A 22,171-nucleotide genomic window follows, 5' to 3' on the forward strand; every position below is an offset into this window, starting at 1 on the left:
GGTGCGAGTTTCGGTGAACGACGACCTCTGCGGGGGCCACGGCGTGTGTACAGTGCTCTGCCCAGATGTCTTTGCCCTTGAGGACGCCGGCTACGCCCGGGCGCTGGTAGAGGAAGTACCCGCCGAGCACGAGACCGCGGCTCGCGAGGCCAAGAGGCGGTGTCCGACCCGGGCCATTCAGATCAGGTGACAGGAGAAGAGCCATGTCAGATGCAAAAGGCACTCCGCCCTACTACGACCCCTACGACTTCGAGATCGATGCCGACCCCTACCCGGTGTGGAAGCGCCTTCGCGATGAGTATCCGCTGTACTACAACGACAAGCACGATTTCTACGCCGTCACCCGCTGGGACGACGTCGAGTCGGGCCTGAAAGACCACCGCCGGTTCATCTCGAGCCGCGGCTCAGTTCTGGAAATCATCAAGTCCGGGGCTCAAATGCCCCCGGGCCTGCTGATCTTCGACGATCCTCCCAGCCACACGGTGTACCGGGGCCTGCTGTCCCGGGTGTTCACACCGCTGCGCATGAACACCATTGAGCCGCAGGTCCGCCGCTACTGCGCCGACGCGCTCGACGGGCTCCGGGGCACAGACCGCTTCGACGTGATCGCCGAGCTCGGCGCCAAGATGCCGATGCGGGTCATCGGCATGCTGCTCGGCATTCCCGAGGACGACCAAACCGTTTTGCGCGAGCAGATCGACGACGGGCTTCGGATAGAGGCCGGTGAGATGCCCGAGGCCATGCAAGAGTTCAACAACGATGCCGCCGAGGGGAACTTCGGCGCATATCTCGACTGGCGAGCGGAAAACCCGGCCGACGACGTGATGACCCAGCTCGTGCACGCCGAGTTCGAGGACCACACCGGCGTCATCCGATGCCTGACCAGGGACGAGATTCTGGGTTATGTCAGCCTTCTGGCCGGAGCGGGGAACGAGACCACCACCAAGCTGATCGGCTGGATGGCCAAGACTCTGCCCGAGTACCCGGATCAGCGCCGCGAGCTGGTGGAGAACCCCGCGCTCATCCCCAAGGCTGTCGAAGAGATGCTCCGCTTCGAGGCGCCGTCACCAGTACAGGCCCGCTACGTGGCCGAAGACGTGGAAATCCATGGCCAATCCGTCCCCGAAGGCAGCGCCATCGCCTTTGTCAACGCCTCGGCCAATCGCGACGAGCGCAAGTGGGGCGACACTGCCGACCGGCTCGACATCCACCGCCGGATCGATCAGCACCTCTCGTTCGGCTTCGGACTGCACTTCTGCTTGGGAGCGGCACTGGCCCGCCTGGAGGGCAGGGTTGCGCTCGAAGAATTCCTGAAGCGCTTCCCGGAGTGGTCGGTTGACTTCGACAACTCCGAGCGGTCGCATACCTCTACCGTGCGGGGTTGGGACCGCCTCGAGCTGGTAGTCGGCTGAGCACGCGATAACCCAACAGGCTGCAACTGGTGGATTCGCTCACCAAGCAGATCATCTCTGATCGGCGTGGCGCGCTTGGAGGGACTCGAACCCCCGGCCTTCTGATCCGTAGTCAGACGCTCTAATCCAACTGAGCTACAAGCGCGAGCAGCAACCAGTGTACCCGGCGGCCTGAGTGTGTTCGCTAGTGGTTTGACACCTGGCGGATGGAACGGGTCAGGATGATCCCTCCCACCAGTGCGACGAGGGGGCCAGAGCCGAAGGATCGGAACCCGAGGATTGCCGACCCCAAGACGTTTGATCCGGCGATCACCACGATGGCCACTCCAGCCGTCTGCGAGATCATCAAGAGCCACTGCCGCCTGCCCTCCAAGACCATGCGGGGAACGGAGATGAGTTCCACGATGAATACGAGGGCGATCCCTCCCAGGATGAGGACGGGCAGCCCGAAGAGTACGTCGGGATCCAATCCGTTGGCGACCTCCCCGAGCTGAGGGTTTCCACCGCCGAGGAAATAGGCGGACGCCAATGCCCAATCAAGGAAGATGGAAGCGGCGATCGCCAATGCTGCTCCCAACGCCCCCTCCATAGGATGAAAGTCCAGGGCTGGTCGTTCGTCCGACTCGTATACCAGTAGCAGCGCTCCCACCACGGCGACGGCCGTAGCCACCAAGCCGAGCCACGCCCCAAATCCCAACACGTCGTTGTCGGTACCAATCACCATGATCAAGGTCAGGGTGGCACCGAAGGCCCCCAGGGCCATTCCCAGGGTGGCTGCCATCGACCTATGGCGCAGGAGAAGAGACAAGCCCACCAAGAAAACAGCCAAGCCGATGCCGATAGTTGAATCCCCTACACCTGCGATATTGGGAAAGCTGTCTGCTCCAATTTCCACCCAACTGAACAGCGTGGAAAGAGCCATGACCGCCCCGCCGATCCCCACCAGCATGCGTCCGGTGGAGGGGATCTCGAGGGGTCCCATCATTCCGGAATCGCCGCCCCCTTCGCCGTCCTCGTCAGCGGATTCGGGGGAGCCTTCGCCCCTGGGCAATTCAGGCTCCTCGGCAGCGGAATCCTCCGACATTGGTTGGTCGGATTCAGTGGTGGAGACGTCGTCATTCATGGCTCTCCCCTTCCCGATTGACTACGCGCCCAGACTACTCCCGACACCCCAGACCGGGTCCTAGGATCAATCGGGTCAAAGCCCGTAACGGTCGGCTAATTGATGGTGGGCAGCTGTTCGAATGGAACCACTTGGGTCTCGGCTCCAGGGAGGGGGGCGTTGGAGCGGAACCAGCGGAGGCTGAGCGATCCTTGGGGGTGGCCGGCGGTGTCGAGCCAGTTGGGAATGCCGGGGTCTTGGTGGGCCACTATTAGGCGGACCGATCCGTCGTCGCGACGCACTGCGGTGTCGCCGTTGATCACCGCTGTGCGGTTCCGCCAATCCACCGTCTCGCCCCAGTGGCTGAGCAGCACCCAGGCCCAGTAGTCGGCCCCGGCTGAGGGGTCGAAGTCCACCACCAGTGCCTCGTTTGGGGCGAGCTGCCAATCGCCGGAGAGGTAGCGCACGTTCTCGGGAGTGAGCAGGTCGCCCTCGTCGGGCAGCGGTAGGAAGGCGTTGAGGGGAAACTCACTCGGTACCTTTTTCCTCTGATTTACCCACCAGCCGAACGAACCCGTGGCATGAAGCGCAGCCAACTCCAGACCTCGGCGCAGCTGCTCGGGAGTGAGCATGGGCGAGGGCCCGCCCAAGGGGATGGCCTCGATGGTGGGGCGGGGGTGGGCCAGGCGCACGTTCAGGTCGGTGAAGTAGGTGCGGATGAGCACAGAGCTCGAATCGGGGTCCAAGCGCAGTTGATTGGGGTTGCCGGGTTCGGGGTCGGGCGTTAGCAACAACACATAGCCGCCCTCGGAATCGACTTGTAGCGTGGTGTCCTCCACTGCGTCCACCAGCCGACGGCCCCCGCTGCTGCCGAAGCTGCCGGCGTAAACCCCGATCTCCACCGCCACCGCATCGGCCATGGTGGCGTTGATCCGGTAAGACCGGTCGCCGCTGACCGGGGCAGAGAAATAGGTCTGGTCGGGATTGTCCCCCATGTACTTGCGGATGGTGGTCTGCACATCCACGAACTCGGGGCGGACCGAGTCGGCTCGCTCCAGACACTGCTCGAGCCCAAACGTCACATAGCGACTCAGGGCTCGAATGCCCTCGGCCCGGGCCCCAGCATGGTCGGGGGTCCCCGCAGCCAGCACCAACTCACCGGCATCGGCCATCGCCTGGCAGTACGCCTGCCAAGCCGCTACTGAGGCATCCACGGCGCTAGTGCCCAGCGGGGCAGATGCGGTGGAGGATCTTCACCGGCCCAGACAGCTCAAAAGGGTGTTCAATGCCAAGTGCGCCGCCCATGGGCCGGATACTACTTCCGCAAGAAGACAGTCATCCGCGATGCTTGGACCATCGAAGATCCAGTGACCGAGGCGAATTTAGATGTCGTGATCATCGGGGCCGGTGCTGCGGGGCTCTATGCCCTTCACCGGGTTCGCGGGCTCGGCTTGTCGGCCAAGGTCTTTGAGAAGGGGGACGGCGTCGGAGGAACCTGGTACTGGAACCGCTATCCGGGCGCTCGGTGCGACGTGGAGAGCTGGGACTACTGCTACACATTCTCCGAGGAGCTCGAGCAGGAGTGGGAGTGGACCGAGCGGTTCCCCACCCAGCCGGAGCTCGAGCGCTATTTCAACCACGTCGCCGACCGCTTCGACCTGCGCCGCGACATCGAGTTCGACACCCGGGTGGAGCAGACCCGCTTCGATGAGGGCGAGAACCGGTGGATCGTCCGCACTTCAAAGGGAGCGACCGTCTCGGCCCGGTTTCTCATATCGGCCGCCGGTTGCCTCTCGGAGGTGAACACGCCGCGATTCAAGGGGGCGGACACTTTCAAGGGACAGCAGATCCACACCGCTCGCTGGGCAAAGGGCGGCTTGGACGTCACCGGTATGCGAGTCGGCGTGATCGGCACCGGGTCGACCGGCGTTCAGGCCATACCCCAGCTGGCGAAACAGGCCGACCACCTGTTCGTATTTCAGCGCACTCCGCAGTTCGCCATCCCGGCCCGCAATCGGCCGCTCGACGCCGACACTCTCGAGGAGCTCAAGCACAACTACCGCGAGCGGTGGGCGCTCAAGCGATCCAACCCGGTCGGGATGGGGCGACGACCTCCTGAGGTCTCATCGGCCCTCGAAGTGGATGAGACGACGCGCAACAGGGTGCTGGAGGAATCGTGGGCGCTCGGCGGGCCGGGCTTCGCCCGCACTTTCGACGACGTGATGACCAACGCCGAGTCGAACCAGATCACCGCGCAATTCGTTCGGGACAGGATCAAAGACAAGATCGAAAGCCCCGACGTGGCCGACGCGCTATTGGAGATCGACCACCCCCTAGGCGCTCGCCGGCTGATCGTCGAGATCGACTACTTCGAGACTTACAACCGACCCAACGTGACCCTGGTAGACGTGGCTGCCAACCCCATCGCCGAAATCACGCTCCAAGGCCTGCGGACCGCCGACGGCTCCTCCTACGACCTCGACCTGATCGTGTATGCCACCGGATTCGACGGCATGACCGGTGCCCTTCTGGCCATGGACATCCAGGGAGTCGGGGGCCTGGCTCTTCGCGACAAATGGGCCGACGGGGCCGGCGCCTATCTCGGTCTGGTGGCGGCCGGGTTCCCCAACCTGTTCATGATCACCGGCCCCGGCAGCCCGGCGGTGTACAGCAACGTGATCTTCTCCATCGAACAGCACGTCGACTGGATCGCCGACTGCCTGGCCCACATGCTCGACCACGATCTAGACCGCATCGACTCTGACCCTCAGGCCGAGGCTGAATGGACCCGACAGGTCCACGAGATCGCCGCCCAGAGCATCGTCGGCAAAACCGATTCCTGGTGGACCGGTTCAAACATCGGCGGCAAGCCCCGAGGCGTCACCTTCTACCTCGGCGGCACCAACACCTACGCCGCAATCTGCGACGAGATCGCCGCCAACGGCTACGAGGGTTTTGCCTTCGGGTGACGCATATCGCTGGCTCTCGACGACACCCGAGTCGTGAGGACGGGCTGTGGATCAGAGATGGCGGTCTGTAGGATATTGGGGCATGTTTCGGGTCACCCATTAGCTCGGCTGATCGACCTGGCTCCCGCTATCAAGGGGGTTGGAGCAGGCCACACGCACACCTACACGGTTGTGGATTGTGCCGGGCACCCCGTCCACCAGTGCCCCTTGCTCTCGGTAAACATAGACTTCGAGGACTTCACCACGCTCCCGCCCGGATACCGCACGTACGAATTCTGTGACGATGGCTCGATCCAAACCGAAGCGCACCTCGTGGGGGAAAACAGGTGGCCCAGCAGCGCGCTTCCCGAAATCGCCTGTCGACTGCTCCGCGGCGAGATCAGCTACTGGGAGATGCAAGAGGAATGGCATGGCGTGCATGCCCACCAGCCGCCACGTTATCGGTAGTATGCAATTCTGAGTTCACGTGAATAACAGACTCAGTGCCAAAGAAGGGCAGCCTTTTCGCTGGTTGCACCAGCAGACGGTGAGGGGGAAGTGATGCGCCGATGGAATTGGCTGGCCTTGGTGGTTGTGGCGGCGCTGTTGCTTGCCGGCTGTGGTGGGGGTTCGGACGGATCGTCGCCCGCAACGGCTGGCGCGAGGGAGCCGACGGCGGCACCTGAGCCTGCGACCGCTCCCGATAGCGACAGTGCCGATACTGAAGACGCTGGCGATTCGGCGTCTGTTGACGGAGGTTCTGAGCAGGGCAGCGCCGCAGACAGCGAAGCTTCTGAGGAGGCCAGCGACTCCGCCGCCGATGGTGCTGAGCAAATCGGCGGCGCCGACAGCGGAAAGGCCGACGGCGGGGTTGTCGAGCTGACAGCGACTGCTCGGGGGGTGACGGCCGACACCATCACACTGGGCGTCGCCATCACCGACGTGACTGTTTTCGCTGACGTGGGCGACATCTTGGCCCGGTACCAGCCTCTCGTCGACGCCACCAATGCCGCCGGCGGGATCAACGGTCGCCGGGTGGAGATCATTACCGAGCAGTGGGACATCATCGACCAAACGGCGTTCGAAGCAGCGTGCGTGGCCCTGACCGAGGACAACGAAGTGTTCTTGGTGCTCGGATTCCTCATCTCTGGCTGGGGCAACATCTTCTGCTACACCGACCTCAACGAGACCATCGTCATCAACACCGCCGACTTGGACCAGCAGGATCTTGCAGTCAGCGACGGGCGATTGATTACCACCCGCCCGTACCAGTTCGGCTCGCTGCTGGCCGGACTGGAGCTGTTGAGGCCCGAACTTGAGGGGGCCAGGGTGGTCATCTACGGCGCTTCTGTCGACGGGCGGATCGAGATGGCCGAGGAACTGCTTCGCGGTTTCGGCGCCGAGATACTCGAGGTCACCAGACAGCAGATTGGGGGGGAAGATCTGATTGCTGCGGAGTCCGAGATCGGCATCCACGTCGAACGGTGGCGGACCCACGATCCCGAGTGGGTCATCAACGTCGACGGCGCCGTGGGCGGTGTCCTGCACGGTCTTGAGCGGGCAGGGCAGACCGACTGGAACATCGTCACCCCGGCCAACGATGTGGCTACCAACACCGCGCTCGGAGCCGATCTGAGCGTGTTCTCCAATCTGATCGCCACCGGTGAGCCCGGCGTAGACGAACTGGCCGCCCAACGCCTGTACGGCATACCCGAGTGCTTCGAGACAATCAACGAGGCGACCGGGCAGGGCCTGGGGACATCCACCGAAGGCGAAGACGCCGAATCCGGGACTGCCGTCGAGGTCTGTGCGTCGTGGGACATCTTCGTGGCGCTGGCGACGGCCGCAGGGCCGGAGCTCACCCCCGAGAGCTTCCTCCAGGCCGGGTACGACCTCGGACACTTCCCCATGACAGGGTCGCCGAGCGGATCACTAACGCCCGACAAGCCGTGGGTGTCCAACGCCCAGCCCGCGCTCTTCGTCTACGACGCGGAGTTGGACGCCTTCGTTCCCCGCTGACCAGTGCCGGCCGGCGTCCAATGGCTACCGAATCGATTTGGCGGAAGGTGTGGGATTCGAACCCACGGTGACCCGGAGGCCACAACGGCTTTCGAGGCCGCCCCATTCGTCCGCTCTGGCAACCTTCCGCTCTTCAGGATAGTGAGCGGTGTCAACGGCCTCCCAGCCCATAACCTGACCAAGTGACCGATGACCGCCAGCTCATGGAACTGGCATTGGCCGAGGCCCGGCGAGCCGGTGAGCGCGGCGAGGTGCCCATCGGTGCAGTGGTAGCCATGGACGGGGAGGTGGTGGCCGCCCGCCACAACGAGCGGCTTAGCACCAACGATCCCACCGCCCACGCCGAGATCCTGGCCCTGCGGGCTGCGGCTGCGGTTCGTGGCTCCTCCCGGCTAGATGGGGCGGTGCTAGTCACCACGCTGGAGCCGTGCCCGATGTGTGCAGGGGCGGCGGTAATGGCCCGGGTGGGCCGGGTGGTGTTCGCCGCCGAAGACCCCAAGGCCGGGTCGTGTGGAACGCTCTACAACCTGGGCGCCGACCCCCGGCTAAACCACAACTTCGAGGTAGTGGGCGGGGTGGGCAGCGACGAAGCGGCCGCGTTGCTCAAGGACTTCTTTGCCGCTCGCCGCTGAATCAGCGGAGGCGTTTGCGCTGGGCGCTCTTCCGCTTGCGGGGCCAGAAGACCCAGGCGGCTAGGACCACGGCCACGGGGATTACCACCACCAGCGCCAGGGTGCTGCCGCTGATGCCTCCTCCGCCGCCTGAGCCTTCGGCGGCAGACGCGGGGAGCCACTCGGGTGAAGCGGCGGCCGGGTCGTAGGTGAATTCTAACTCCTCGGGGGGGTTCCAGTCTCCATCGGAGTCGTCGAGCAACTGCCATATCACCTTGTACGTGCCGGGCTCAGTGAGCGTGTCGAAGCGGCCCCGTACCAGGTGTCCGTTCACCTCTATCATCGTCAGAATGCGGGTGCCGTCGGGATAGAGAAGCCCCACTCCATTCGACTGGTGGGGCCGTATGGGATCTCGGAACTCCATCTCCACCCGGTCGACAACTCCACCCACCAGTTGACCGGGACTCGGAGCCGACCGGCGCATCTCGGCATGGGCCGCGGCGGTGCTGCTGAACACCGCCAGAAGCGAGAGCAACAAGGCGAGCACGATGGCGATTGCCACCACCAACGCCACGATCTTTCGGGCTCGAACCCGCATTTCCAAACCCTAGGCCGCTACTTGTCCTTCCAAACAGCCGACCGTCACACCTGCGGCGTATCGTGCAGGAAGTGCATGCGATGGGCGGCGCCCACGGCGCCATCGGCCACGACCCTTCCGGGGTCAAAGGCAAGCAGATAGCCGGGCAGACGATACGCCGAGTGGCCGGTTTTGCGCGGCCATACCGGAACATGCTCATCGGATTCGTGGTGGTGCTGCTGCTGGGAGCGCTGCTGTCGCTGGTGCCGCCGCTTTTGTTCCGCCAGATCATCGATGACGCCATCGCCAACAGCGACCGGGGCCAGGTAAACCTGCTGGCCGCCATCATCGTTTTGGCCGCTTTCGGGGAGGCGGCCCTGGCGTTCATCGAGCGCTATTGGTCGTCACGCATCGGCGAGGGTCTGATCTACGACCTGCGAGTGGGGCTCTACGACCACGTGCAGCGCATGCCGATGGCGTTTTTCACCCGGGTGCAAACCGGCTCGCTCATCAGCCGGATGAACAACGACGTGATCGGCGCCCAGCGGGCCTTCACCGGCACGCTGGGGTCGGTGGTGTCCAACACCATCGTGCTGACCACCACGCTGGTGGCCATGTTCCTGCTGGAGTGGCGGCTCACGCTGATGGCTCTGGCCCTGCTGCCGGTGTTCATCCTGCCAACCAAGCGGGTAGGCCGGAGGCTCCAGGCCCTCACCCGGGAGTCCATGGAGCACAACGCCTCGATGAACACGGTGATGACCGAGAAGTTGAACGTGTCGGGGGCGATGCTGGTGAAGCTGTTCGGGCGCCACAACCAGGAGCGAGACGGGTTCGGGTTCACCGCCGGGCGAGTGCGGGACATCGGGGTGCGCAGCGCCATGTACGGGCGGGCGTTCTTCATCGCGCTGGGCCTAGTGGGGGCGGTGGGGGCCGCGATGCTGTACTGGGTGGGCGGGCATCTGGTGATCTCCGAGACCATCACGGTGGGCACGCTGGCGGCCATGGGGCTGATGGTGGTGCGGATCTACACCCCGCTTACCAGCCTGACCAACGCCCGGGTGGACGTGATGACCGCGCTGGTGTCGTTCGAGCGGGTATTCGAGGTTTTGGACACGCCCAACCCCATCGCTGACCGGGCCGACGCGGCGAAGCTGCACAGACCTAAGGGACGCATCGAGCTCGCCGACGTTACCTTCACCTACCCGCCCAGCGACGACCGGCTGGCCTCGCTGCAAGCCAACTCCGCTGCGCCGGAAGCCACCGGCAGTCCGGTGCTGCGCCACGTGTCGGCGGTGATCGAGCCGGGCCAGCTGGTGGCGCTGGTGGGGCCGTCGGGAGCAGGCAAGACCACATTGGTAGCGCTGCTGAACCGGCTCTACGACGTGGACAGCGGGGCGGTTCTGATCGACGGCACCGACGTGCGGGACGTAACCCAGGAATCGCTGCGAGCCTCGGTGGGGGTAGTTCCTCAAGACCCGCACCTATTCCATGAGACGGTGGCCGACAACCTTCTCTATGTCCGGCCTAGCGCGACCCAAACCGAGATGGAGGCCGCCTGCCGCTCGGCCCACATCCACGACCTGATCGCCTCGCTGCCCGAGGGCTACAACACTTTGGTGGGCGAACGGGGCTATCGGCTGTCGGGGGGAGAGAAGCAGCGGGTTGCCATCGCACGGGTGCTGCTCAAAGACCCGGCCATCGTGGTGCTGGACGAGGCCACCAGCCATTTGGACAGCGAGAACGAGGCGCTCGTGCAGCAAGCGCTGGCCATTGCCCTCCAAGGCCGGACCGCGGTGGTGATCGCCCACCGGCTGTCTACGGTGACCAACGCCGACCAGATCCTGGTGCTCGACCAGGGGGAGCTGGTGGAGTCGGGGCGCCATGATGATCTTCTGGGCGCCGGGGGGCTGTACGCCGAGCTGTACCGCACGCTGGTGCGCAACGAGCAGCGGTCATCGGCGGAGAGCGCGCTGTGAGCCTGTTCAACTCTGCTGCGGAGAGGGTCGCCAGCGAGCCGATGACGTTCACCGTGGCCGAGTTGGCCAACCGGATCAAGCAGGTTTTGGGCGACGCCTTCGGCGACGAGCTATGGGTGGAGGGCGAGATCCGCAACCTGAGCCGAGCCCGCAGCGGCCACATGTACTTCGACTTGGTTGAGCCTGACCCCGACAATGGCTCCTCTAAACAGCCCGAGGCGTCGATTTCGGTGGCGTTGTTCCGGTTCAACCGGGAGAGGGTGGAGGAGACGCTGCGCCGCCAGGGCGGCATGGCCATGGAAGATGGAATGAAGGTCCGCATCCAGGGAAAATTGGATTTCTGGCCGCCCGGTGGCCGGCTCCAGCTCTACATGTCGGGCATTGACCCCAACTTCACGCTGGGCGAACTGGAGGCCGAGCGGCTGCGCCTGCTGGAGATGCTGCGCGACGAGGGCCTGTTGACCAAGAACCAAGGCGTGCCTTTCCCGGTGGCCCCGCTTCGGATTGGGCTGGTCACCTCCAACGGGAGCGCGGCCCATCACGATTTCTGCGACGAGCTGGTTGCCAGCGGGCTGGCCTGGGAGGTGGCGCTGGCCGACACACCGGTGCAGGGGGTGGACGCGCCTCCGCGCATCGCCGCGGCAATCCGGGCGGTGGGCCGGTCTGGAGTTGATGTGATCGCGGTGGTGCGCGGCGGTGGGGCCCGTACCGATTTGGTGGCCTTCGACAGCGAGGTCGTGGCCCGGGCCGCGGCCGGCGCCCCGGTGCCGGTGGTGACCGGAGTGGGCCATGAGATCGACCGGACCATCATCGACGAGGTGGCCCACGAGGCCCAGAAGACGCCCACCGCGGCAGCGGTGTTCATTGTGACCGCCGCCCGGGTCCACTTGGAGGCCGCCGAGCAGGCGTGGGACGGCGTCTCTTCGTGGGCCCAACGGCTGTTGGGCAACGCCGATCAGCGGCTGGTGAACGTGAGCCAGACCACCGCTCGAGCCGCTGAAGGCCACCTGCACCGGGCGGGCAGCACGCTCAATGGCCGAGCCGGGCGAATTAGGGAGTTGGCCGAGACCCGGACCCGAGGGGAGACCCGTCGGGTGGACGGATGTGCCGGGGCCATGCGCCATCGGGTGTCGACGGCCATTGTCGACAGTCGGCGCACGCTTGACCAGGTGAAGTCGAGGACGACAGCCCAGGCCCGGCGAATCCCGAAATCCGCTGCCAGAGAACTGGCCAATCTGGAGGGCCGGGTGCGCCTGCTCGATCCTCGGGCAATCTTGGCCCGCGGTTGGTCGATCACCCGCCATAGCGGCAAAGTTGTGCGCAATCCGGCGTCGCTGGCTGTCGGCGATGAGCTGGTGACAACCCTGGCCGAGGGCGAACTGCACAGCACCGTGTCTGAGAATCAATGAGGAGCACAACACGATGAGCACACCAGAGATCGGCTACGCCGACGCGCTGAGCGAGCTTCAACAGATTCTCGGCGAGTTGGAGGCCGAGGACATCGACATCGATGTGCTGGCCACCAAAGTCGAGCGGGCCGCGGAGCTGATCCGGGTGTGCCGGGGGCGGATCAACGACGCCGAGGTGCGGGTCAAAGAGATCGTGGCGGGCCTAGACCACCAAGAAGATGAGCCCTCCCCAGCTGACAATGAAGACGACTGGGACGACGCTTTCTCAGACGACTAGAACGACACCCACCAACGTGCGGTTGATTGCCGCGAATGCGGGGAGCAGGTCTTGCCCATAGAGAAACTCGAGACGGTCGATGCCTTCATCGTGTTCGACTTGGCCGACGCTCCCGAGTCGGTGGGCATGGTTCGGTCTGCCCGCAAGATCCTGCCCGGGGGAGCCAGCGACCTGGCCCGGTCTATGACCTACGCCCTCGCCACCTTCGAGATGCGCCGCAGCGGGGCCGCAGCGGGGATCAACGCCGTTGACGACGATCGGGCCGACTCGGTGGCCAAGTTCACCGCCGAGATCGCCCCCATGGTGGCCTCCGGCCGCTTTCTGCCCGAGCCGGGCACCCGGGTGCCCCGAACCGCGCTGGCGGCATTGGCCCAGGCCGACCCCCGTGCGTCGGTTGGTGAAGTGGCCGACCAGGCGGCTGTGGCCGGAGTGGTGGCCGCGGCGGTCTCCGCCGCCGGCGGGTTGGACGGCCGCACAGTGGCCATAGAGGGCTCGGGATCGATTTGCGATGCCCTGACAATCGCGGTTGAGGACCGAGGCGGCACGATCGTGGAAATGAATGGCCAAGCCGACGTACTGTTTGCCGGTTCGCGGATGGGAGCGGTGAATCACACGGTCGCCGAGGGTTTGGAAGTGGGCACCCTAGTTCCCTACGGCCCCATCCCGGTCACCGCCAAGGCTCTGGCCGTGTTCGGCCGATCCGGCACCACCGTGGTCCCCGATTTCATCTCCACCGCCGGCTCGCTGTTCGCCTGGTGGCCCACCGGCAACGCCACCCCCGAGGCCATCACCGCCGACGCCACCGCCAAGATCACCGCCTCCTTAGAGGAGATCGCCGATCACCCCGACGGCCTCTTCCTCGCCGCGGCCCAAAGAGCCGAGTCGTTCCTTGCCACCTGGCAAGATTCTCTCCCCTTCGGCCGCCCCCTAGCGTCGTAGGGGTTCTGCGCAGCTAGCCGCTGCGGGGGACTTGGTTGAAGGGGAGGTCGCGGTCGGCGGCGGGTTCGCGGGGCATGCCGAGGATGCGCTCGCTGATGATGTTGCGGGCCATTTCGGTGGTTCCACCGCCGATGCAGGCTTGCTGGCGCTGAATATATTCCAAGCCGAATGCACCGGTGGACTCCCCCTGGTTCCACACCAAGGCGCTGTCGCCCTGCATCTCCATGGCCACGGTCTGGCGCTCAGTGCGGGACAGTCCGTGGAACAGACGCACCAACGAACCGGCTGGGGCGGGCAGAAAACCGCCCTCGATACCCTTCACCACCCGGTCTGAGAGCAGTTCCTCCACTCGGCTGAGCGTCTCCATGTATCCAAGCCGCTGGCGGTGGCGACCCATGTCGGCGCCGCCGTGGACCCGGGCGATGGCAGCCAGATCCTCCACCCCGTCGGCGGTCCGGTTGCGGTGCCGGCCCTGGGTGTAGGGGGAGGCGTTACCCACTGCGGCCCGCTCGTGGAACAGCAGGCGGCTGGCCACCGTCCACCCATCGTTCACCTTGCCGACCACATTCTCCGCCGGAATGGCAACGTCGTTGAAGAACTCCTGGCAGAACTCCTCGGTGCGGTCCACCATCTGGATGGGGTGGATCTCGATGCCGGGATGGTGAATGGGGACGATGAACATGGTCAGCCCCCGGTGCTTGGGCACCTCCCAGTTGGTGCGGGCCAGCATGAGGGCGTAGTCGGAGCGCTGGGCAAACGTGCTCCAGATCTTGGACCCGTTGATGATGAACTCGTCGCCGTCCCGGTCGGCCCGAGTCAGGGCACCGGCCATGTCGGAGCCGCCGCTGGGCTCGGAAATGAACTGCACCCACAGCTCATCGCCCCTGATCCACGCCGGTATGTAGCGCTGCTTCTGCTCCTCAGTGCCGAACTCCAAAATGACCGGCCCGCAGATCGACAGGGTGGGAATGCTGAACAAGACGGGCATGTCAAAGTCCATGCTCACGTCGTCGATGATCTTCTGGTGGGCGGCGGTCAGGCTCTGGCCTCCGTACTCCTTGGGGTAGCACACCGCGGCGTACCCCCCGTCGTACAGCCGCCGCTGAAGCTCCCGGTTGCGGCTGCTCCTCAGGTCATCGTCTTGGGTGGGGTGCCAGGGATTGACGGGGTCGCGACGGGGCATGTTCTCGTTCATCCACGTCTCGACCTCCTCTCGGTATTGGTCCAACTCAGCAGGATCGGTTTCGGCATACACGAAGTCGTCCATCGCTCCCCCTAGTACCCCATCATTTTCGACAAGGTCACACGGTGGTCGCCCGGCGTTCCGAACAACCCCCGGTTGACGGTGGCCCGCCTCAAATACAAGTGAAGATCATGCTCGTAGGTGACTCCGATGCCGCCGTGCATCTGCACGCAGTCGTGCATGAGCTCCACCGAGTGATCGCCCACGTACGACTTGGCCACACTCACCATCCGAACCTCGTCTTGACCTTTGGCCAAGGCGTCGGCCGCCCCATCCACCGAAGCCTGGGAAGCCTCCGACCACAGCTTCATGTCGGCGAAACGGTGCTTGAGGGCCTGATACGACGCCAGAGGACGCGCGAAGGAGTAGCGGTCGAAGGCGTACTCGATGGTGAACTCCAGCACCTTGGCCGACGACCCCGCATTGTCGGCGCACTGGAGCAGCTGCATTAGGAGGCATTGGCGGGCCACCTCGGCCTCGGTAGCCGCTCCCGGTGCCCCCACCAGGGCTTCGGGGCCGACAGGCACTCCAACCAGCCGCACTTCGGCGAAGCGACGGCCCAAGTCCAGCGACTCCTGGGGGTTGACGGTCACACCAGGAGCATCAGAGGGCACCAAGAACTGGGCCAAACCGTCGGCGGTGCGAGCGGTGACCAGCAAGTGATGGGCCTGCGCACCGGCCTCCACCCCCACCTTGGTGCCGGTGAGCGCATAGCCGCCGTTCGACGGAACAGCCGCGGCAGCAACGTGGCCGGGGGTCCAGTCGCCGCCCGGCTCGCAGAACGCCCAGGCCAAAACGACCTCGCCAGCCATAACCCCCTCGAGCAGCGCCTGCTGGTCGGGCGAGCCCGATCGGGCCAAGGTGTCGGCCACGACGTTGGTGGGCATGAACGGCCCCGGCGTAACTCCCCGGCCCATCTCGTCGGCCACGATGGTGAGGTCCACGATCGGCCGCCCAGAGATGCTGCCGCCGCCAAGCGACTCGGGCACCAGCAGCGAGGTCCACCCCAGCTCAGCAGCGGCCTGCCACCAGCTCTCGGGGCACCCGTCAGGGAGCTCGTGCCACTCTCGCACCACGCTGATCGGAACCTCGGCCTCGATGAATCGCCGGGCCGTTTCCCGGAAGAACTCCTGATCATCGCTCAAATCGAAACGCACCGGGGCCATTCCACCACGACAACGCCAACCGGTCACATTGAGCGGGCTATTGGGTCGTTGGCCCCGCAAATCGCCCGGTACGCTTGAACACTCCGGGGCTGTAGCTCAGCTGGCTAGAGCACCTGCTTTGCAAGCAGGGGGTCGTGGGTTCGAGTCCCATCAGCTCCACAAATGGCGGTTACCTCCACCATGCCCCCGGCTGCTTTCGACAGCTTCCACGCTCAGGGGTTCTTCATCATGGACGGATTCGCCCCAGCCGAGGTGGGCGACCAAATGCTCGACGACGTAATCAGTGTCGTCCGGGAGGCAGACGAGAGCGGGATCACCCCGGCAAGGATGTTCGTCGCCCCCGAATCCCAGGGGAACCTGAGCGGCACTCACCCTGAAGACACCGTGTCCAAGGTGTTCACCCTCCACGACCGGCCAGCGTTCTTGTCGTTTCTGCGCGACGACCGGATCGCCGGGATTTTGCGCGACCTGATCGGCCCCGACGTGGACTGCTTCTTGTCGCAGTTCATCTTCAAGAACCCCGGAGCGTGGGGCCAGCCCTGGCACCAGGACAGCTTCTATTTCCCGTTCGACCCGCCCCGACCCATCGTGGGGCTGTGGCTGGCGGTGACCGAGGCCACGATGGAGAACGGCTGCCTGCACATCCTGCCCGGCAGCCACGCCGAGCCGGTCCACGAACACGTCCCCGACCGGCGGCTCAACGCAAACCTGGGGTACGTGGAGATCGTCGACCACGACATGTCCGACCGCCAGGCCGTGATGACGCAACCGGGCGATTTGCTGGTGTTCGACAGCCACCTGATGCACTGCTCCACCGACAACATGTCCGACGGGATACGAGCCGCCATGGTGTTCCACTGCTGCGCGGCCGGCACCGTGGATCTGGGCTTCGAGCAATACGACGGCTTCAAGAACCCCCTGCACCGCTTCGACCCCCTGCTCCGCGACGGCCAACTCGCGCACTAGCCCCAAAGGGCACGCCAAATACCCCCACCGCGTAGGCTGCCGCCATGGCCACGCCCACAGCCACGGTCCTGGTCGATCCGAGGCGGACGACGGGGGCGATCGATCAGCGGGTGTACGGGCAGTTCTTGGAGAACATGGGGCGGGCCATCTACGGCGGGGTGTTCGAGCCGGGGTCGCCCTTGGCCGATGCTGACGGGTATCGCTCCGACGTGTTGGAGGCGGCCCGGGAGCTGGCCCCGCCGGTGCTGCGCTGGCCGGGCGGGAACTTCGCCTCCGGCTACCACTGGCGTGATGGCATCGGCCCGCCCGAGGACCGGCCGGCCCGCTTCGATCTGGCCTGGTCCACGCTGGAGCCCAACCGCTTCGGAACCGAGGAGTTCTTGGCCTACGCCCTACTGCTGGGCTCGACGACCTATCTCAACTTGAACGCCTCCACTGGGACCATCGACGAAGCACTGGAGTGGCTGGCCTACTGCAACAGCGACCTGCCGGTTCCCGAGGTGGGCTTGCGGCAAAGCGGCCCCCACCCCGAGCGCCACGACGTGTCCATCTGGGGAATAGGCAACGAGAACTTCGGCTGGTGGCAGCACATGCACACCTCCGCGGAGTCTTACGCAGAGCTGGCCCGGGAGTGGGGCAAGCTGCTGCGGTGGGCCGACAACCGCATCTCGCTGGTGGGGGTGGGTGCCGATGATCCCGACTGGAACTGGACGGTTCTCAACGAGGCCGGGGTGGTGCTCGACTGGCTGTCGCTGCACTTCTACTGGAACGAGCTCAGCTACGAGGGCGCGCTGGCCGGCCCGATGTCTTCAGAAGCGGCGATCTGCGATACCTGGGGGCTTATCGGTACAGCCAAGCGGCGGCGCAAGCTGCACCACGACCTGCGGATCTGCATAGACGAGTGGGGGGTGTGGCCCGAGCCCTACCTGTCGATGGCCAACCAGCCCGAGGTGATCAACCGACGGCGCCGGGCCGAGGTCGGACCCCCGGTGCACACCGAGCCCGTCCCCATGATCGAATACCACTTCGATCTCAAGGACGCCCTGGCCCACGCCACCTGGCTGCATGTGCTGTGGCGCCACCCCGACAAGGTGTCGCTGGCGACCCAAGCACAGATGGTGAACGTATTGGGCCCGATATACACCACCCCCGAAGGAGTGGTGCGCCAGACCACCTTCCATCCTCTGGCAGTGGCTCGCCGCTGCGCCCAGAGCACCGGGTTGGACGTGGCGGTGTTGACCGACGCCGGGATCGACGCCGCCAACGCGCCAGACGGCGGGCTGTCGGCACTTGATGCCGCAGCCACTTGCGACCCCGACTCCGGCCAAATCCACCTGTCGCTAGTCAACCGGCTGCCCGACGACGAGCTATCAGTCGACCTAGACGGCATCGGAGGAACGGCAACGCTCATCACCCTGTGGGCTGACGACCCTGCCGCAGCCAACACCCCAGAAGAACCCAACCGGGTGGTGCCGGTTGAAAACCGTATCGACATCGACGGGCCGCTAACCCTGCCGCCCCACAGCCACGTCACCCTGGTGTTCTGATGACCGTCAGCGCCTACACCCCTCACCCCTGGAACCAAGACTTCGCCTGGAAGCCAGCCACCTCGTCGCCCGCGGCACTGACCCCCGAGCAGACCGAGGCGTTCAACCAACAGGGGTTCTTCGTGATGGAAGACCTGCTGGATGCCGACACCATCGCCGCGGCGGTCGAGGAGATCGACGCCATCGAGGCCGAGACCGAGGCCGGACTTCGCCAAATCGAGGGCGAGCGGCTGATGATCGCCGAGGCCGGGGCCATCACCTTCACACCCCACCTTGTGGCCCGCTCCAACCTTCTGTGCCAGGTGGCCGCCGATCCCCGCATCGCCGCGGTGTGCATCGACCTCGTGGGTCCCGACGTGAACCTTTACTGGGACCAGGCGGTGTACAAGAAGCCCGAGAAGCCCCGCCGGTTCCCCTGGCACCAAGACAACGGCTACACCTTCATCGAGCCCCAGCAGTACCTCACCGTGTGGATGGCTCTCACCGACACCACCGTGGAGAACGGCTGCCCGTGGGTGGCCCCCGGCGTCCACCTCCACGGCACGCTGGCTCACACTTACATCGATCCCCTGGGCTTCGAGTGCTTCGAGCAGTGCGAAACGGCGGTAGCCGCCCCAGTGCCGGCGGGCGGGGCGGTGGTGTTCTCGTCGCTCACCCCCCATCTGACCGGGCCGAATACCACCGATGAGGTGCGCAAGGCCTACATCCTCCAATACGCCCCCGCTGGGGCCGAGCTGCTCACCGGCGACCCGGCCCAGGGACCACCCACCGGCCGGGTGCCCTGCGACGCCCCGGAACGGCAGTACCCAGTTGCCCGCTCAGGGAGACCGATAACCCCCGACCGAATATGATCCCCTGAGCCGGGTCGGCCTGTCCGGCCCCGGCACCCATTAGGGGACCACAGAGGGGAAACCCCATGACCACCAAGACGACGCGCTGGTTGATCGCCATGCTCGTGGCACTATCCATGATCGCCGCGGCCTGCGGCGGCAACGACGACGATGACACCGGCACAGGTGAACCGGCGGCACCTGCCACCGAAGCCCCAGCGGCCCCAGAACCGGAGCCGGAAGCCGAGGAGCCAGAGCCAGAGGCCGAAGAGGCCGCTCCCCAAGAACCCGAGCCAGAAGAGTCTGAACCGGAAGAAGAGCCCGTGTTCGAACCGGCCCCCACCGAGGAGCCGGAGCCGGAGATCCCCCTAACCGCTACATGGCGAGGGGTTACCGCCGACACAATCACCATCGGCGTCACCTACCTCGACATGGAACAACTGGTCGAACTCGGTTTCTCCCCGGCCACCTGGGGCGACCAGGAGCTTGTCATCCAAGCACTGGCCGACGACATCAACGACCGGGGCGGCATAAACGGCCGCCAAGTCGAGGTCATCATGGACAAGTACAACCCCATCGGCGCGACCGAGGCCGAGGCCGCCTGCTTGCGGCTTACCGAGGACAACAAGGTATTCGCGATCTTGTTCGGGTTCCTCGGCCCTGCCGAGGTGGCCAACACCTGCATCGTCGGCACACAAGAGACGATCCTGGTAGGGGGAACCATTACCCCCGATCGGCTGGCCGATGCTCGGGCTCCCTGGGTTAACGAGCGGGTGACCCGCGACGTCAGTACCGGCGCCCTATTCACCCTGCTCGATGCGGAGGGGATGCTCCAAGGAAAGTCGATCGCGGTAGTCGCCGACATTTCTGCGGCCGCTCAGCTCGACGAGGTTGCCGGCCTGCTGCGGGAACGGGGAATCGAGCCGGTGCTTGAGATCTCCACCTCCTCCCAGGTAGCCGATCTAATCGCCCAGAACCAAGAGTGGTCTGCCCTGGCAGAACGCATCCGAGCCGCCGGATCAGACACGCTCTTGCTGGTTGGCAACGCATCGGCCGGCATCGAGAATGCCGCTCTCAACGGCCTCGAGGTAGATGTCTGGGCCACCGATGCCTCCGGGTTGGGCAGCAACATCGGCAGCAACGTCGACCCCGAGTCGGCCCGGGGTGTGATCACCGTGGGCGCCATGACCGGTTCCCAGATATACGAGACCGATCCCAGATTCAAGGAGTGTTTGGACGCGTTCAATGCCAAACATCCTGATATCGAGATCAAACACCCCGACACCCTTGAAGAGGGCGAGCCGCTGTGGTTCACCGCCCTGTCCGGCCACTGCCGGTTCTTCCAGATCTTCGAGTTGCTGGCCACCAAGGCCGGGCCCGACCTGACCCATGAGACCTTCGCCGAGGCCATCGCCAAGATCGGAGAGTTCTCGATTGCCGGCCAGCCCTACGCATCGTTGGGAACCGACAAATTGTCCAGCAACGACTCCTTCCAACTCTTGGAACAAGACCCCGACCTCGGCGCCCGAGGCCAGTTGGTTCCCATCGGCCCGATGCGCGACGCCACCCCCTGATCCGAAAGGAACTGTCCATGTCCGTCTTTGACGACGTCATCCCCACCCTCATAACCGCCACGCCGGCCGAGGGCCGTGAGCTGGCCATCATGATTGCCCGCAAGACCATCGGCGCCATCCAAACCGATGCCGACGTGCGAGGGAGCCTGCGCGACGATTACGCCCGCGACACCGCTCAACTCATCAGCTCGGCCCACGTCGTGGCCGTTGAGTTCCAGACCATCGCCGCGGCCAACAACTACTGGCGCTAGCCGACTGGTTGCCCCTGGCGGGGGATACGGTTGCAGCCATGAGCGACGCTGCACCCGCATCCCATCCGTTGGCCGATGCCTTCGCTTCGGGGCGCCCCGCGCTGGGCGCCTGGGCAGGGCTGCCCACGGCCATGGGCTGCGAGATCATGTCTAGAGCCGGTTTCGACTATGTGTGCATCGACATGCAGCACGGCCTGGCCGACTACTCCGACTCGCTGCCCATGCTGGCCGCTATAGACCTGGGCTCATCGACCCCGGTGGTGCGGGTGCCGTGGAACGAGCAGGGCATCATCGGCCGGATGCTCGACGCCGGGGCCATGGGCATCATCATCCCCATGGTCAACAGCCGGGCCGAGGCCGAGGCCGCAGTGCGATCGTGCCGCTATGCCCCCGAGGGGTCGCGCAGCTTCGGGCCCACACGGGTGGCACTGCGCGACGGAGCGGGCTATTTCGACGGGGCCAACCAGGCGGTGAAGTGCATTCCCATGGTGGAGACCATCGCCGCTCTGGAGAATCTCGACGATATCGTGTCCACCCCCGGAGTGGACGCCGTGTACGTCGGCCCGGCCGACCTGTCGGTGAGCCTGGGCCTGCCCCCCGGCAACAACGATGGCGAGGCGATGTTCGACGACGCCCTAGCAGCCATCGTGGCCGCCTGCCAGAACCACGGTGTCGTCCCCGGCATCCACTCCACCCCCACGCTGACCCCCACCCGGGTGGCCCAGGGCTTCCGCCTGATCACCGTCACCGCCGACAACGCCGCCCTCTCCGCCACCGTCGCCGCCCACCGCCAATCCGTCCTCGACGCCCTCAGCGGCAACACCCCGGCCACAGGCGCTGCCGGTGGAGAATCCCTCTACTGAGACGAAACAACCTCTGACGGCAGGCGTTTGGTCATCACGACGACATTGCAGCCCTGCTGCTGCTCGTACCTCACCGTGTCCATCACCTGGTAGACAAGAAACAGCCCCAGTTCGTCCAGACGCTCCTCATTAAGGGTCGGGTGTTGGCCGCCGCTGCTAGGCGGCCTCACCGAAAGCTCGATGCCGTCGTTGACGATCAACAGCATGATCTCCTGAGCATCCAAGTAGACCGCCACCTCGATTGGATGCACATCATCATCGTCATAGGCGTTTGCGATGCAGTAACTGAGGATCTCGTTGACCGACAGATCCACCGCGTAGCTGAGTTGCGTGCCCAATTCGCGGCCAGTGCAGAACTCGTCTATCGCCGCTGCTGCAGGTGCCAGCTCGCGCAGATCGTTGGTGAGGGAGAGCTCCAGCGCATTCTCGCTGCTCGGGCTAGAAGTGGGCACGGCCTGTTC

The 22,171-nt window shown here is 65.2% G+C and carries 21 protein-coding genes and 3 tRNA genes; 16 read left to right on the forward strand and 8 right to left on the reverse strand.

What is annotated here, in order from left to right; all coding sequences use genetic code 11:
- The first annotated feature begins 1 nt into the window (after window position 1).
- Window positions 2–190, forward strand: a complete 189-nt coding sequence (locus ACOOGG_RS07505; protein ID WP_420433861.1) for a ferredoxin — start codon at window positions 2–4, stop codon at window positions 188–190.
- A gap of 13 nt (window positions 191–203) precedes the next feature.
- Window positions 204–1,412 (forward strand): cytochrome P450, encoded by a 1,209-nt coding sequence (locus ACOOGG_RS07510; protein WP_420433863.1) that lies wholly within the window; start codon window positions 204–206, stop codon window positions 1,410–1,412.
- A gap of 67 nt (window positions 1,413–1,479) precedes the next feature.
- Here the strand turns inward: ACOOGG_RS07510 and ACOOGG_RS07515 are convergent.
- The 3 genes from ACOOGG_RS07515 to ACOOGG_RS07525 form a co-directional block, all read right to left on the reverse strand.
- A tRNA-Arg gene (locus ACOOGG_RS07515) sits at window positions 1,480–1,557 on the reverse strand.
- A gap of 39 nt (window positions 1,558–1,596) precedes the next feature.
- Window positions 1,597–2,535, reverse strand: a complete 939-nt coding sequence (locus ACOOGG_RS07520; protein WP_420433865.1) for a hypothetical protein — start codon at window positions 2,533–2,535, stop codon at window positions 1,597–1,599.
- A 95-nt stretch (window positions 2,536–2,630) separates the two neighbouring features.
- The gene (locus ACOOGG_RS07525) at window positions 2,631–3,686 is read right to left on the reverse strand and encodes a hypothetical protein (RefSeq protein WP_420433867.1); all 1,056 of its coding nucleotides are present in this window, start codon (window positions 3,684–3,686) and stop codon (window positions 2,631–2,633) included.
- Window positions 3,687–3,806: 120 nt separating this feature from the next.
- On the opposite strand from ACOOGG_RS07525, the gene ACOOGG_RS07530 reads away from it, so the two are divergent.
- Together ACOOGG_RS07530 and ACOOGG_RS07535 are read left to right on the forward strand one after the other, a co-directional pair.
- Window positions 3,807–5,483, forward strand: a complete 1,677-nt coding sequence (locus tag ACOOGG_RS07530) for a flavin-containing monooxygenase (protein ID WP_420433869.1) — start codon at window positions 3,807–3,809, stop codon at window positions 5,481–5,483.
- 540 nt (window positions 5,484–6,023) lie between these two features.
- A complete protein-coding gene (locus ACOOGG_RS07535) occupies window positions 6,024–7,481 on the forward strand; it encodes a hypothetical protein (RefSeq protein WP_420433871.1) in 1,458 nt (485 codons plus the stop codon).
- Between the two features lie 38 nt (window positions 7,482–7,519).
- Here ACOOGG_RS07535 and ACOOGG_RS07540 read toward each other — a convergent pair.
- Window positions 7,520–7,609 (reverse strand) — tRNA-Ser (locus ACOOGG_RS07540).
- A gap of 54 nt (window positions 7,610–7,663) precedes the next feature.
- Between ACOOGG_RS07540 and ACOOGG_RS07545 the strand changes: the two genes are divergently transcribed.
- The gene (locus ACOOGG_RS07545) at window positions 7,664–8,113 is read left to right on the forward strand and encodes a nucleoside deaminase (RefSeq protein ID WP_420433873.1); all 450 of its coding nucleotides are present in this window, start codon (window positions 7,664–7,666) and stop codon (window positions 8,111–8,113) included.
- A 1-nt stretch (window position 8,114) separates the two neighbouring features.
- Here the strand turns inward: ACOOGG_RS07545 and ACOOGG_RS07550 are convergent, their stop codons facing one another.
- Window positions 8,115–8,690 carry a copper resistance CopC family protein gene (locus ACOOGG_RS07550; protein WP_420433875.1) on the reverse strand — a complete coding sequence of 192 codons (576 nt, stop codon included), beginning with the start codon at window positions 8,688–8,690 and terminating at the stop codon, window positions 8,115–8,117.
- An 80-nt stretch (window positions 8,691–8,770) separates the two neighbouring features.
- Here ACOOGG_RS07550 and ACOOGG_RS07555 point away from each other — a divergent pair, with 80 nt between their 5' ends.
- Genes ACOOGG_RS07555 through ACOOGG_RS07570 form a run of 4 tightly spaced genes read left to right on the forward strand, consistent with a single transcriptional unit; the run spans window position 8,771 to window position 13,270 of the window.
- Window positions 8,771–10,645: an ABC transporter ATP-binding protein gene (locus tag ACOOGG_RS07555; RefSeq protein WP_420435184.1), complete on the forward strand. Its 1,875-nt coding sequence runs from the start codon at window positions 8,771–8,773 to the stop codon at window positions 10,643–10,645.
- Complete coding sequence (xseA, locus tag ACOOGG_RS07560) at window positions 10,642–12,054, forward strand: exodeoxyribonuclease VII large subunit (RefSeq protein ID WP_420433877.1); 1,413 nt, start codon at window positions 10,642–10,644, stop codon at window positions 12,052–12,054. The genes ACOOGG_RS07555 and xseA overlap by 4 nt, the downstream gene beginning before the upstream one ends.
- 13 nt (window positions 12,055–12,067) lie before the next feature.
- Entirely contained in the window at window positions 12,068–12,331 is a 264-nt protein-coding gene (gene xseB / locus ACOOGG_RS07565) for an exodeoxyribonuclease VII small subunit (protein WP_420433879.1), read from the forward strand.
- Window positions 12,332–12,382: 51 nt separating this feature from the next.
- The gene (locus ACOOGG_RS07570) at window positions 12,383–13,270 is read left to right on the forward strand and encodes a hypothetical protein (RefSeq protein WP_420433881.1); all 888 of its coding nucleotides are present in this window, start codon (window positions 12,383–12,385) and stop codon (window positions 13,268–13,270) included.
- A 13-nt stretch (window positions 13,271–13,283) separates the two neighbouring features.
- Here the strand turns inward: ACOOGG_RS07570 and ACOOGG_RS07575 are convergent, their stop codons facing one another.
- Together ACOOGG_RS07575 and ACOOGG_RS07580 are read right to left on the reverse strand one after the other, a co-directional pair.
- Window positions 13,284–14,537: an acyl-CoA dehydrogenase family protein gene (locus ACOOGG_RS07575; RefSeq protein ID WP_420433883.1), complete on the reverse strand. Its 1,254-nt coding sequence runs from the start codon at window positions 14,535–14,537 to the stop codon at window positions 13,284–13,286.
- An 8-nt stretch (window positions 14,538–14,545) separates the two neighbouring features.
- Window positions 14,546–15,679 (reverse strand): acyl-CoA dehydrogenase family protein, encoded by a 1,134-nt coding sequence (locus ACOOGG_RS07580; RefSeq protein WP_420433885.1) that lies wholly within the window; start codon window positions 15,677–15,679, stop codon window positions 14,546–14,548.
- Window positions 15,680–15,764: 85 nt separating this feature from the next.
- Between ACOOGG_RS07580 and ACOOGG_RS07585 the strand changes: the two genes are divergently transcribed.
- The 7 genes from ACOOGG_RS07585 to ACOOGG_RS07615 all read left to right on the forward strand — a co-directional run bounded on the left by ACOOGG_RS07585 (window position 15,765) and on the right by ACOOGG_RS07615 (window position 21,710).
- Window positions 15,765–15,838 (forward strand) — tRNA-Ala (locus tag ACOOGG_RS07585).
- 3 nt (window positions 15,839–15,841) lie between these two features.
- Window positions 15,842–16,645, forward strand: coding sequence for a phytanoyl-CoA dioxygenase family protein (locus tag ACOOGG_RS07590; RefSeq protein ID WP_420433887.1), 804 nt, complete (start codon window positions 15,842–15,844; stop codon window positions 16,643–16,645).
- 44 nt (window positions 16,646–16,689) lie between these two features.
- Complete coding sequence (locus ACOOGG_RS07595) at window positions 16,690–18,192, forward strand: alpha-L-arabinofuranosidase C-terminal domain-containing protein (protein WP_420433889.1); 1,503 nt, start codon at window positions 16,690–16,692, stop codon at window positions 18,190–18,192.
- Window positions 18,192–19,043 carry a phytanoyl-CoA dioxygenase family protein gene (locus ACOOGG_RS07600; RefSeq protein ID WP_420433891.1) on the forward strand — a complete coding sequence of 284 codons (852 nt, stop codon included), beginning with the start codon at window positions 18,192–18,194 and terminating at the stop codon, window positions 19,041–19,043. The genes ACOOGG_RS07595 and ACOOGG_RS07600 overlap by 1 nt, the downstream gene beginning before the upstream one ends.
- A 65-nt stretch (window positions 19,044–19,108) precedes the next feature.
- Entirely contained in the window at window positions 19,109–20,596 is a 1,488-nt protein-coding gene (locus ACOOGG_RS07605; protein WP_420433893.1) for an ABC transporter substrate-binding protein, read from the forward strand.
- A 17-nt stretch (window positions 20,597–20,613) separates the two neighbouring features.
- Window positions 20,614–20,847, forward strand: a complete 234-nt coding sequence (locus ACOOGG_RS07610; protein WP_420433895.1) for a hexameric tyrosine-coordinated heme protein — start codon at window positions 20,614–20,616, stop codon at window positions 20,845–20,847.
- Between the two features lie 38 nt (window positions 20,848–20,885).
- The gene (locus ACOOGG_RS07615) at window positions 20,886–21,710 is read left to right on the forward strand and encodes an HpcH/HpaI aldolase family protein (protein ID WP_420433897.1); all 825 of its coding nucleotides are present in this window, start codon (window positions 20,886–20,888) and stop codon (window positions 21,708–21,710) included.
- Here the strand turns inward: ACOOGG_RS07615 and ACOOGG_RS07620 are convergent.
- Entirely contained in the window at window positions 21,704–22,162 is a 459-nt protein-coding gene (locus ACOOGG_RS07620; RefSeq protein WP_420433899.1) for an ATP-binding protein, read from the reverse strand. The genes ACOOGG_RS07615 and ACOOGG_RS07620 overlap by 7 nt on opposite strands.
- Window positions 22,163–22,171: the final 9 nt, after the last annotated feature.

The sequence above is a fragment of the Candidatus Poriferisocius sp. genome, assembly GCF_965214065.1.
In the GTDB taxonomy this organism is placed as follows: Bacteria; Actinomycetota; Acidimicrobiia; order Acidimicrobiales; family Bin134; genus Poriferisocius.

Excerpts from the sequence above, each read along its gene's own strand:
- ACOOGG_RS07510 (WP_420433863.1), top strand. The coding sequence starts at position 204 with ATGTCAGATGCAAAAGGCACTCCGCCCTACTACGACCCCTACGACTTC.
- ACOOGG_RS07615 (WP_420433897.1), top strand. The coding sequence starts at position 20,886 with ATGAGCGACGCTGCACCCGCATCCCATCCGTTGGCCGATGCCTTCGCT.
- ACOOGG_RS07520 (WP_420433865.1), bottom strand. The coding sequence starts at position 2,535 with ATGAATGACGACGTCTCCACCACTGAATCCGACCAACCAATGTCGGAG.
- ACOOGG_RS07610 (WP_420433895.1), top strand. The coding sequence starts at position 20,614 with ATGTCCGTCTTTGACGACGTCATCCCCACCCTCATAACCGCCACGCCG.
- ACOOGG_RS07575 (WP_420433883.1), bottom strand. The coding sequence starts at position 14,537 with ATGGACGACTTCGTGTATGCCGAAACCGATCCTGCTGAGTTGGACCAA.
- xseB (WP_420433879.1), top strand. The coding sequence starts at position 12,068 with ATGAGCACACCAGAGATCGGCTACGCCGACGCGCTGAGCGAGCTTCAA.
- ACOOGG_RS07580 (WP_420433885.1), bottom strand. The coding sequence starts at position 15,679 with ATGGCCCCGGTGCGTTTCGATTTGAGCGATGATCAGGAGTTCTTCCGG.
- ACOOGG_RS07550 (WP_420433875.1), bottom strand. The coding sequence starts at position 8,690 with ATGCGGGTTCGAGCCCGAAAGATCGTGGCGTTGGTGGTGGCAATCGCC.
- ACOOGG_RS07605 (WP_420433893.1), top strand. The coding sequence starts at position 19,109 with ATGACCACCAAGACGACGCGCTGGTTGATCGCCATGCTCGTGGCACTA.
- ACOOGG_RS07525 (WP_420433867.1), bottom strand. The coding sequence starts at position 3,686 with ATGGCCGATGCCGGTGAGTTGGTGCTGGCTGCGGGGACCCCCGACCAT.
- ACOOGG_RS07535 (WP_420433871.1), top strand. The coding sequence starts at position 6,024 with ATGCGCCGATGGAATTGGCTGGCCTTGGTGGTTGTGGCGGCGCTGTTG.
- ACOOGG_RS07555 (WP_420435184.1), top strand. The coding sequence starts at position 8,771 with ATGGGCGGCGCCCACGGCGCCATCGGCCACGACCCTTCCGGGGTCAAA.
- ACOOGG_RS07590 (WP_420433887.1), top strand. The coding sequence starts at position 15,842 with ATGGCGGTTACCTCCACCATGCCCCCGGCTGCTTTCGACAGCTTCCAC.
- ACOOGG_RS07595 (WP_420433889.1), top strand. The coding sequence starts at position 16,690 with ATGGCCACGCCCACAGCCACGGTCCTGGTCGATCCGAGGCGGACGACG.
- ACOOGG_RS07600 (WP_420433891.1), top strand. The coding sequence starts at position 18,192 with ATGACCGTCAGCGCCTACACCCCTCACCCCTGGAACCAAGACTTCGCC.